The organism is Deinococcus pimensis DSM 21231, from assembly GCF_000519345.1.
Classification (GTDB): Bacteria; Deinococcota; Deinococci; order Deinococcales; family Deinococcaceae; genus Deinococcus_A; species Deinococcus_A pimensis.
The window spans coordinates 114,128-115,816 of the sequence record NZ_KI912668.1; the positions used below are offsets into that span (position 1 = coordinate 114,128).

Sequence of the window (1,689 nt, forward strand, 5' to 3'; positions counted from 1 at the left end):
CCTCGCCGCCGTCGCCGCCGTCCGCGCCCGCGACGAGGGCGGCCCGGCCCTCGCGGCGCAGCTCCTGATCTACCCGGCGGTGGACTTCGTGGAGACCGAACGGCACGCCAGCCGCCGCGAGAACGCCGAGGGGTACTTCCTGACGCGCGACTCCATGGAGTTCTTCGCCCGCATGTACGTGCCGGACCCCGCGCGCGCCGCGCACGCGCACGCCTCGCCCCTCACGCACGCGGACCTGCGCGGGCTCCCGCCCACCCTCGTGATGACCGCCGAGTTCGATCCCCTGCGTGACGAGGGCGCCGCGTACGTGGACGCCCTGCGGGACGCGGGCGGGCAGGCGGACCTGCTGCCCGGACCCGGCATGATCCACGGCTTCGCGAACATGACGGCGCTCTCCCCGGCGGCGGCGGAGCTCGTGGACCGCGCGGCGGTCTGGCTGGGCGAGACGCTCGGCACGCCACGTGAACCCGGCTTCCTTCATGAGGGATGAAGGGTGCTCGGGTCACCAATGAGGACTCCCGCACTTCCCTAAAGTGAATGTGAACGATCTGGCAGTCGAGTGAAGCACGGGGGGTGCGGGGATGGACAACAGCGGAAGGATCCTGCTGGTCGAGGACAACGAGCTCGACGTGGAGCTCGCGCGGCTCGCCTTCGCCGCGCGCGGCCTCGACGGCGACGTCACCGTCGCGCGTGACGGTCAGGAAGCCCTCGACTACCTCCACGCCGAAGGCGAGCACGCGGGACGCCCCGACCACGTGCCCTCCCTCGTGCTGCTCGACCTTCACATGCCGCGCCTCAGCGGTTACGAGGTGCTCCGCCGCGTCAAGGCTGACCCGCGCCTGAAGTCCGTGCCCATCGTGGTGTTCACCACCTCCGACGCGGACTTCGACCGCGGCCTGTGCGACGAGCTCGGCGCCGACGCCTACCTCTGCAAGCCCTTCGACTTCCTCGGGCTCGTGGACGTCGTGGACCGCCTCGCGAGCACCTGGCTGCCGAGAAGTGCCTGAACGTAAATTCCGCTTCACATGAACCGCCGTCCGCGCGGCGCGCGTTCTGGTAGCGTCCGGGTGAATGTTGCACCCACCCCGAGTCCCCCCGGAGCGTGCGCCTTGAACGTGCTTCTCGCCGAGGACAACGCCGACGACCGCCTGCTCGCCGAACTCGCCTTCGAGGACGCGGGCGCCACCACGCTCTACCTCGTGGAGGACGGCGAGCAGGCCCTCGCGTTCCTGCGCCGCGAACCGCCCTACCACGACGCGCCCCGCCCGGACGTGCTGCTCCTCGACGTGAACATGCCCGGCCTGACGGGCCCCGACGTGGCCCGCCGGATCCGCGAGGAGCAGGCCCTGCCGGACCTGCCCGTGCTGCTGCTCGTCAGTTCCCTCGCGGACATCGAGCGCTGGGAGAGCCGCGGCGTGCCCGCCGACGGCTACCTCGTGAAACCCGTCGATCCGGACGCCCTCACGAGCGCCCTCGCGGGCCTGCGGCGCTGAGGCTCAGCCCTGCAGGTCCGCGAGGGCCTCACGGGCCTCGCGCGCCTCGTCCCAGGGGATCGTCTCGTGACCGCGCTCCAGCGTCTCCTCGGGACCCTTGCCCGCGAGCAGCACCGTGTCCCCGTCGCGCGCCACGCGGATCGCGTGCCGCACGGCGTCGCGGCGGTCCGGGACCCGCACGTGGTTCGTGCGGCCC

The 1,689-nt window shown here is 72.2% G+C and carries 3 protein-coding genes and 1 pseudogene; 3 read left to right on the forward strand and 1 reads right to left on the reverse strand.

Features of this window, described 5'->3' with window-relative positions; translation table 11 throughout:
- The 3 genes from DEIPI_RS32535 to DEIPI_RS32540 form a co-directional block, all read left to right on the forward strand.
- Positions 1–490: alpha/beta hydrolase fold domain-containing protein (locus tag DEIPI_RS32535; RefSeq protein WP_045234674.1), on the forward strand; the 490-nt coding region annotated here is incomplete at its 5' end.
- A 91-nt stretch (positions 491–581) separates the two neighbouring features.
- On the forward strand, positions 582–1,007 hold the full coding sequence (locus DEIPI_RS0118505; RefSeq protein ID WP_027482745.1) for a response regulator: 426 nt from the start codon (positions 582–584) through the stop codon (positions 1,005–1,007).
- A 108-nt stretch (positions 1,008–1,115) separates the two neighbouring features.
- Positions 1,116–1,493: a response regulator gene (locus tag DEIPI_RS32540; protein ID WP_245588602.1), complete on the forward strand. Its 378-nt coding sequence runs from the start codon at positions 1,116–1,118 to the stop codon at positions 1,491–1,493.
- 3 nt (positions 1,494–1,496) lie between these two features.
- On the opposite strand, the pseudogene DEIPI_RS38110 reads toward DEIPI_RS32540, so the two are convergent.
- Positions 1,497–1,689: pseudogene (locus DEIPI_RS38110) on the reverse strand (UDP-N-acetylmuramyl peptide synthase); the annotation flags it as partial.

Coding starts and splice junctions, on each gene's coding strand:
- DEIPI_RS0118505 (WP_027482745.1), top strand. CDS start 582: ATGGACAACAGCGGAAGGATCCTGCTGGTCGAGGACAACGAGCTCGAC.